The organism is Nosocomiicoccus massiliensis, assembly GCF_000438455.1.
GTDB lineage: Bacteria > Bacillota > Bacilli > Staphylococcales > Salinicoccaceae > Nosocomiicoccus > Nosocomiicoccus massiliensis.
Genome location: NZ_CAVG010000045.1, coordinates 1 through 8,755, shown reverse-complemented (window position 1 = coordinate 8,755; position 8,755 = coordinate 1). Strand labels below are relative to the sequence as shown.

Below are 8,755 nucleotides of genomic sequence, written 5' to 3'. Positions count from 1 at the left end.
TATCAGGATATTTAACAAAAATCGGATCGAAGACCCGAAATATGTTAGATAAAAAATTATAATTAACAAAAATTGAGACGCAATACCTAAATTTGTTAGATAAATCGATATATCTAACAGAATCCAAAAATTTTTGTTAATTATATCCACAAGAAAATACACTAATACACTTTAACTGCGAATAAACATCAATTCAGCGCCAAAAATAGCACATACCCCATCCAATTCACAAAAATACAATTCATATTGCGTTCATATTCACTCTATATAGTTTGAATTAAAGGTAAAACACATTTGGAGGCAATTATGAAGAGTTATAGTAAAACGTTATTAAGATTTTCTGCAGCTTTCGGACTGATGGGTGCATTTATGGGTGCACATATGGCGGGCTCTGGCGGTTATGAACTTCGCCCGATCCACGCACATATTTTAGTCGTCGGATGGCTAAGTTTATTTTCTTTCGCGATGTATTATAGAGTATTTCATCAAAAAGAAAGTTTTCTTGCGAAGTTACATGTATGGACGGCAATCATTGGGACTGTTGGGTTAACACTCGGTATGTGGTTCCAGTTTGTGAATCCATTTAGTTTCCCGGATACTGTATCACTCATTATTTATATTATCGGTGGATCAGTTTTATTGATTAGCTATATACTATTCTTTGTTTTAACTTTAATGAATAAAGAATAATTCTTATCCTTTAGCATGTGCTAAAGGATTTTTTATTGTATGAGAACTTTTATTTAGTATAATAATGACAAATAGAAAGGAGTAGTTGTATGAATTTCAATGAAATTGTAAATCAGTATAAAGATAAAATACTGGAGGATTTAAACGGTCTTCTTTCGATTGAAAGTGTTCGTACAGAAGCTAAGCCAGATGCACCTGTCGGTGAAGGACCGAAAGAAGCATTAATGTATATGCTTTCTTTAGGTGACCGTGACGGGATGGCTACGAAAGTTGTAGATAATTTAGCAGGACATATTGAACTCGGGAGCGGTGAAAAGTTATTCGGTATTCTAGGACATGTTGACGTCGTTCCTGCTGGAACAGGATGGGACTCTAATCCGTTTGAACCAGTTATTAAAGATGACATCATTTATGCGCGCGGTGTCCAAGACGATAAAGGACCAACTATCGCAGCTTATTACGCAATGAAGATTTTAAAAGATCTTGAGGTACCATTAAATCAGCGTGTTCGTTTAATCATAGGTACGGACGAAGAATCTGATTGGTTATGTACAGATGCATATTTTAAAAATGAAGAAATGCCAGATTCAGGATTTGCACCAGACGCTGAGTTTCCAGTCATTCATGGTGAAAAGGGTATTACGACGTTTGACCTCGTGTTTAAAAGCGATGAAGATGCGTATGGGGATACTGTACTAAATACATTCACGTCAGGTGATCGATACAATATGGTTCCTGAATCAGCGACGGCGACTCTCACTGTAAAAGATGTTGAAAAATTAAAACAGTCATTTGAATCGTTTTTAGATGAGATGCAATTAAAAGGTGACTTCACTGAAGACAGCAACAAAGTAAATATTACTGTGTTCGGAAAAAGTGCACACGGTTCAACACCAATTGAAGGTAAAAATGCAGGAATAGAATTACTACGTTTCTTAAAAGTCATTCCAATCGACGCACGTGCACATAAGTTCGTGTCATTTTACGACAGATATATTGAAGACAATTATGACGGTAAATTATTTGATATGGACTTTAACCATGACGAAATGGGTGAAACATCAGTCAATACAGGAATCATTCGTTATGATTTAAACGATAAAAGTTATTTCGGTGTGAACTTACGCTATCCAATGGGAATGGACTTTAAAGCGTCACTAAACGCACTTAAAAACGATGTAGAAGCATACGGTGTTTCAATCGAAAACGTCAATGATCAAGTACCGCATTATGTCGAAAAAGATTCTCCGCTCGTTAAAGTGTTAACTGAAACATATCGTAAACATGTCGATGATGACACAGAACCATTCACAATCGGTGGAGGAACGTATGCGCGTGTACTAAAAAACGGTGTAGCGTACGGTGCGATGTTTAAAGATACAAAAGATACAATGCACCAAGCAAATGAGCAAATGAAAGTAGAAGAACTCTTATTAGCAACAACGATCTATTTAGAAGCACTATATGAAATTCTAGTAAACGGTAAATTAGAAAAATAATATTTATGATAGACAGACGATCGGTCTGTCTATTTTTATTAATTTTTTAAAGCGTGTTAAATCAGAACGTACATTCGTTTAACAAGACTTAACTTTAATTAACAAAAAAATAACATTTATAACATTGGTCGCTTAAGCACTTATTAATTAAGATATAACAGCAGTTGGCAAAATATAGCGTCATTTTTACCTTGAATTTAGTTATGAAAGTGGATAGTATTTTAAATACAACTAATCGTGCGCTAATTAAAAAATTTACTTAGCGCTTTTTTTAATGAAACGTTTATGAAAAGAAAGTGAGGTGAACACGGTGGAGCATTTTTATCAGCTAGGGTGGACGTTAGACCCTATTGGTGGCTCGTCTAGTGATGCGTATAAGGCAGAGATTAATGGCGACAAATTCTTTTTAAAACGTAATACAAGTCCGTTTATCACGATGCTATCAGTAGAAGGAATCGTACCTAAACTCGTTTGGACAAAACGAATCGAAACAGGGGAAGTTGTTACCGCTCAACATTGGAAAAACGGTAGATGTTTAACCGATGAAGAAATGAACTCTGACCGTGTCGCTTCACTTATGCGTAAAATTCATTCGTCGGATAAATTACTAAACACGCTAGAGCGTCTCGGGATGCAACCGATGTTACCAGAATTATTATTAAACAGAATCGAATCCTCACTTTCACCAAAAATTAACGCACATAAAACAGTAAGAAAAGCGATCAAATATTTAAATAATAAAATTCCACATATCGATTCTGAATTTTGTAGAGTATGTCACGGAGATGTCAATAATCAAAACTGGTTGTTATCTGATGAAGATGAACTATTTTTAGTAGACTGGGAAGGGGCGATGATCGCCGACCCTGCAATCGATATCGGAATGATTCTTTATACGTATGTCGATTTTAAAGATTGGAAAAATTGGCTATCTAAATACGGAAAATCACTCGATCATGATTTCAGACAGCGTATGAAGTGGTATACACTCATTCAATGTTTAACGATGATTCAGTGGTACGAAGACCGTAAAAGATATAAAGAAATGAATCATTGGATTATTTTCTTAAATGATATTTTAGAGAAAGATATGATGGTATAGAGGTAAGTACATTGAGAATGCGAAACAAGCCATGGGCGATGGACTATTTAACTGAAAATAGTCATATCGTCGACGTAGATGGTACATATAAAACAAAAATTAAAGAGTACTTTGGTAATGATAACGACATTCATATCGAAGTCGGTACTGGAATGGGTCAGTTTATAACGACTCTTGCAAAACAAAATCCACATATTAACTATGTCGGAATTGAAATTGAGAAAAACGTACTCATTCGTGTTTTAGAGAAAGTGTTAGAAGAAGGACTGACAAATGTCCGCTTGCTTTTATATGATGCGAATCTATTAGATGAGTATTTTAATAAAGATGAAGTGTCTAAATTATATTTAAACTTCTCTGATCCGTGGCCGAAAAAACCGTCACGAAAAGAGACGTCTCACGTATAAATCATTTTTAAAACAATATAAATCTATTTTAAAAGATGATGGAGTATTGCAATTTAAAACTGATAATAGAGGATTATTTGAATATAGTTTAGTTTCATTAAATAATTTTAAAACGGAATTTCTAGAATTAAACTTAGATTTACATGCAGATGAAGATGAGGATAACATTCGAACTGAGTATGAAGAAAAGTTCAGTCAAAAAGGATTTAATATATATAAAATAGTTGTAAAATTTTAGCACCTTAAGAAAGGTGCTTTTTTCATAGTTCCGGTAATTACAATTGTTTGATAAAATGGATAATAATAAAACATGAAGATTACTGAACAGTAATCTCCATGATTTCACCAGTGTACTTATTCGCTGTGAAGTTGTACTTTTGAAGTTTGTCGCCTTGTTCAACGTGAACGACACCATTTAGTACTTTCTTATCTTGACCAAAGCTTTCATTGTTAGAATTGTTATAGTCAACAGATACAAAAGAAATGCCGTCAAATTGTAAGTAAAGATTATCTAAGACCTTGTCAACATTGATTGTACGTCTAGCGATGACATATAGTACAACAGGTACAATTGTTACAACGCTTAAGACAATTGTCCAAAAAGTTCGTTTTGACATTATGGTAGCCTCCCTTTCTGTTAGTCTACCATAATCAACAATAAATATAAATTTAGAAGGGAAGTTTTTTCAGATGGAAATCAGTCAAAAAACACTACAACGAATGAAAGAGTTAACGGAACTTCACGGCGCTCCTGGCTTTGAAGATTTAGTGCGCAATTATTTACGTGAGAATTTTGAAGCGTTTGGCGTCGAATATATTAATGACGGTTTAGGCGGCATTTTTGCTGTTAAAAATTCAAAAAATGAAAACGCTCCTAACGTTTTAGTTGCAGGTCATATGGATGAAGTAGGATTTATGGTTACTGAAATTACAGATAATGGATTTTTAAAGTTCACACCACTTGGTGGGTGGTCTGAAGACGTATTACTCAGCCAAAAGATGTCGGTGAGAACTAGTGATAATAAAGAATTAACAGGTGTAATCGGCAGTGTGCCAATTCACTTTAGACGTGGAGAGTCTAAAGACTCAGGTACAAAAATTAAAGATATGTTGTTAGATGTTGGCGCAGACTCTAAAGAGGAAGCACTTGAGATGGGTGTAAATATCGGGGATTCAATCGTGCCAAATGTTCAATTTGAACAACTTACTGAAAATAAATTGTTAGCAAAAGCATGGGATAATCGATACGGTTGTTTAATCGCTTTAGAAGTGCTTGAAGCGCTAAAAGATGTTGAACTTGATTGTAACTTATATATCGGTGCGAATGTTCAAGAAGAAGTTGGTTTAAGAGGAGCTAAAGCGAGCGCGAATTTAATTCAACCAGACGTTGCATTTGTCGTTGACTGTTCACCAGCAAACGATATGCTCGGTAAAAAAGATGATCTCGGTAAACTTGGTGAAGGTACATTACTTAGAATTAAAGACGGTACGATGATTCTTGGCAAACCGATGAGAGATTACTTACTTCAAACTGCAGATAAGCACGATGTGAAATATCAATATTATTTATCTCCAGGTGGAACAGACGCTGGAAGCATTCACGTGTCTAATAACGGAGTGCCAAGCGCGGTCGTTGGAATTTGTTCAAGATATATTCACACGAACCATTCGATTATTCATAAAAATGACTACTTAGAAGCGAAAAAGTTTTTAATTGAACTTGTAAAAGGGATTAATAGTGAAAAAGTTAAGGAGTTAAGAGGGTGAGGGGACTGTTAAAGCGTTGGTTCATCGACGGGATGAGCTTTATGGCGCTCGGTCTATTTTCTTCTTTACTCATTGGCCTAATTATTAAAACGATTGGGACATATATCCCAGCACTCAGTGGTTTAATTCCCGTTGGGGAACTTGCGATGAGTTTAACTGGTGCAGCAATTGGTGCGAGTATCGCATACGGATTAAAAGCACATCCACTCGTCGTGTTTTCAGCAGTGACAGTCGGGTATAGTGCGTATGAGTTCGGAGGCGTAGCTGGAAGTTTTATTGCGGTTTTAGTCGCAACTGAAGTATCAAGACTATATGCCGGTCGAACGAAATTAGATATTTTGATTTCTCCAATTTTCACGATTATTATTGGATTTTTAGTCGGTAAATTTGTCGGTCCATTTATATCAAAATTAATGTTATCGCTCGGTTCGTTTGTGAACTTTGCGGTTGAGCAAAATCCATTTATTATGGGTATGCTCGTCGCATTAGTATTTGGAATTACATTAACAGCACCTATTTCTAGTGCTGCATTAGCGGTAATGATTGACATTAACGGACTTGCAGCAGCTGCAGCAGCGGTTGGATGTTGCTGTCATATGGTCGGTTTAGCACTGATGAGTTATAAAGATAACGGATCATCAGGGGTGTTATCGATTGGCTTAGGAACTTCGATGTTACAAGTAGCGAATATCATTAAAAATCCGTGGATTATATTACCACCGTCAATAGCGAGTGTGATTATCGCACCGATTATGACAGTGTTTTTCCCGATGCAAAACAATAGTGCAGGTGCAGGTATGGGAACGAGTGGACTCGTTGGTCAAATCATGGCAATTGAAACGATGGGGCCAAGTATGACAACATATATAATGATAATCATATTCCACATACTACTTCCAGGTGCAGTAACGTATGCATTTTATAAGTTATTCATGAGTATGAAACTTATTAAACCTGGAGATCAAGTACTTAATTTAGGGAATCAATAACGGAGGCATTTCATGAATGTTACTGAATTAAAAGATAAAGTATTAAAAAAACTCGATGAAACGGATCTACAATACGACAGTCGTTTCAATCGAAAAGAAGAAATTTTAAGAATTGAACGCCAAGATAACCATAAAGGAGTGGACGTTCAACTAAACAAATTACTTCAAAAAGCAACGAAATCTGAAGAAATCATCGATGAAATTGTCTACTACGTATCTGAAACTTTAACGCGTATGGCAGATACGAATGAAGTGACAAATCAAGGAATGATTTATCCAGTTGTACGTAGTACAAGTTTTCCAAAAGAAGCAAAAGACGGTAAGAAATTCATATACGATGAGCATACTGCAGAAACAGTTATTTTTTACGCACTCGACCATGGACGTTCATACGAGTTAATCGATGAATCATTACTTGAAACTTTAGGTCTTACAAAAGAAGCGCTAAAAGAAAAAGCATTTAATAATTTAAAGACACTTGACATCAAGTATAAAAAAGAAACGGTTCAAGAAAATGATTTTTATTTCATAAGTCATAGAGACGGTTATGATGCATCGAGAATTTTAAACGAAGAATTTTTAAATAATTTTCATAGCAAACTAGAAGGCGAAATGATGATTGGTTTACCACATCAAGACGTGTTAATTATCGTCGACGTTAAAAATGAAGTCGGCTATGATATTATGGCTCAAATGATGATGCAGTACTTTGCAGAAGGTTTAACACCAATTACGAGCTTAAGCTTTAGCTATCGTCATAAAAAATTAGAACCGGTATTTATTCTCGGTAAAGCAAAGAATTATAATAAAAACAAAAAGTAATAAGGTGAATTTAAATGAAGTTAACTTATAACAAAAACATTGGAGATGTCCTTCTCGTATCATTAAAGGGAAGCGATAATTTCGAAACGAAAGATTTCGACGGGTATACAGCGATTGTCGATAACGATGAGTTACTCGGTTTAAATATATTTAAAGCAAGTGAAACATTTACAGAAGAAGAACTTAAAGAGTTAAACGAAGAGCCAATCGTAGAAAAAATTAATGAAATTATCAAGGATGATCTCGGTGAAATCAATCCAGATTTATCACCAAAATTCGTGGTCGGATATGTAAAAGAATGTAAACCACATGAAGATGCAGATCGATTAAACGTAACGACTGTAGACGTTGGTGATGAAGAACTACAAATCGTCTGTGGTGCACCAAACGTCGACAAAGGACAAAAAGTTGTCGTCGCTAAAGTCGGTGCTTTTATGCCGAACGGATTATATATTAAACCATCTGAACTTCGAGGTGTGAAATCAAATGGGATGATTTGCTCTAAAAAAGAGTTAAACCTAGAAGATGACGGAGTAAGAGGTATTTACGTATTAGACGATAATTACGAAGTTGGTCAACCGTTTTTTAAATAATAGGAGGGGATTAGGATGCGTAGAAGATCAAGGAATAGATTTCAAGATCGAACATTTAGCAATCAGACGATCGATGATATGAAATTGAATAAACGTTTTCCTTTTCCATTTGAGTTATCTGAAGAAGAAAAAGACATTCCGAAACAAGAGGAGAAACAAGAGTCTCGTTATACTGAAAGACGTACGGTAAAGCGTCCTTCGAGTCAAACGATTACGAAAGCACGCGTCGTACCTTCAGCAATTCATGGAACGAAGAACCCGTATCGCCGTGAATATGATGAAACTGCAGAATATAGACGAAAATTTGAACACCATCAATCTCCAATTATTCGGGATATCGTTAAAAAGCGTAAAGAAAAAGAAGAGAAAGAACGTCTACGTAAAGAACGATTAAAACAAGAACGTAAAGTTGAAGAGAAGAAGCGTCCAATCGAAACGAAGCAACCTGAAACCACAAACAAAGAAAAAGCATTACGAGTTCAAACTGAACGTAAACTCGGCCCAAGCAAGACGCTTCCGCCGATTAGTATATTAGGCAAAGAACAAGATCAAAACTTCGTTAAACATGATGACGAAAACCTTGAGTCTATAAATGCAATTATTAAACAGGTGGGTATAGAAGGAAAAGTAGTTGAATACTTTTCAAACGGTATCGTTGGTTCTTATTCGATTCAACTTGATAGACATTTTAAATTATCAAAAATTGAAGATGTGAAAGCTCAGTTAGAGGGTGCCTTAAATAAAAAGGTGCGTATTATTACTGAAGTGCTCGGAAATAATAACATTCAAATTGAATTCCCACTGGAAAAACCAAGCGAAATTTATTTTAAATCTCTATTTTTAAACAGTAGTTTAAAATTAAGAAAAAATGACTATAGATTTGCAC

Annotated in this window: 9 protein-coding genes and 1 pseudogene; 9 read left to right on the top strand and 1 reads right to left on the bottom strand. The window is 35.3% G+C overall.

The window, feature by feature from the left end; genetic code table 11:
- Positions 1–306: 306 nt before the first annotated feature.
- The 4 genes and pseudogenes from TJ68_RS02220 to trmB all read left to right on the top strand — a co-directional run bounded on the left by TJ68_RS02220 (position 307) and on the right by trmB (position 3,936).
- Positions 307–690 carry a hypothetical protein gene (locus TJ68_RS02220; RefSeq protein WP_180953402.1) on the top strand — a complete coding sequence of 128 codons (384 nt, stop codon included), beginning with the start codon at positions 307–309 and terminating at the stop codon, positions 688–690.
- 89 nt (positions 691–779) lie between these two features.
- Entirely contained in the window at positions 780–2,189 is a 1,410-nt protein-coding gene (gene pepV / locus TJ68_RS02215) for a dipeptidase PepV (protein ID WP_040928501.1), read from the top strand.
- A 310-nt stretch (positions 2,190–2,499) separates the two neighbouring features.
- Positions 2,500–3,291, top strand: coding sequence for a phosphotransferase family protein (locus TJ68_RS02210; protein ID WP_040928500.1), 792 nt, complete (start codon positions 2,500–2,502; stop codon positions 3,289–3,291).
- 11 nt (positions 3,292–3,302) lie between these two features.
- Positions 3,303–3,936: pseudogene (gene trmB, locus TJ68_RS02205) on the top strand (tRNA (guanosine(46)-N7)-methyltransferase TrmB).
- A 79-nt stretch (positions 3,937–4,015) separates the two neighbouring features.
- Here the strand turns inward: trmB and TJ68_RS02200 are convergent.
- Positions 4,016–4,315: a hypothetical protein gene (locus TJ68_RS02200; RefSeq protein ID WP_040928499.1), complete on the bottom strand. Its 300-nt coding sequence runs from the start codon at positions 4,313–4,315 to the stop codon at positions 4,016–4,018.
- A gap of 73 nt (positions 4,316–4,388) precedes the next feature.
- On the opposite strand from TJ68_RS02200, the gene TJ68_RS02195 reads away from it, so the two are divergent.
- The 5 genes from TJ68_RS02195 to TJ68_RS02175 form a co-directional block, all read left to right on the top strand.
- Positions 4,389–5,465, top strand: a complete 1,077-nt coding sequence (locus tag TJ68_RS02195; RefSeq protein ID WP_040928498.1) for a M42 family metallopeptidase — start codon at positions 4,389–4,391, stop codon at positions 5,463–5,465.
- The gene (locus TJ68_RS02190; protein WP_040928497.1) at positions 5,462–6,454 is read left to right on the top strand and encodes a PTS sugar transporter subunit IIC; all 993 of its coding nucleotides are present in this window, start codon (positions 5,462–5,464) and stop codon (positions 6,452–6,454) included. The genes TJ68_RS02195 and TJ68_RS02190 overlap by 4 nt, the downstream gene beginning before the upstream one ends.
- A 12-nt stretch (positions 6,455–6,466) precedes the next feature.
- A complete protein-coding gene (locus tag TJ68_RS02185; protein ID WP_040928496.1) occupies positions 6,467–7,276 on the top strand; it encodes a DUF1444 family protein in 810 nt (269 codons plus the stop codon).
- 14 nt (positions 7,277–7,290) lie between these two features.
- The gene (ytpR, locus tag TJ68_RS02180) at positions 7,291–7,869 is read left to right on the top strand and encodes a YtpR family tRNA-binding protein (protein WP_040928495.1); all 579 of its coding nucleotides are present in this window, start codon (positions 7,291–7,293) and stop codon (positions 7,867–7,869) included.
- Between the two features lie 15 nt (positions 7,870–7,884).
- Positions 7,885–8,755 (top strand): DNA translocase FtsK (locus TJ68_RS02175; RefSeq protein WP_040928494.1); only part of this gene is annotated, 871 nt, incomplete at its 3' end.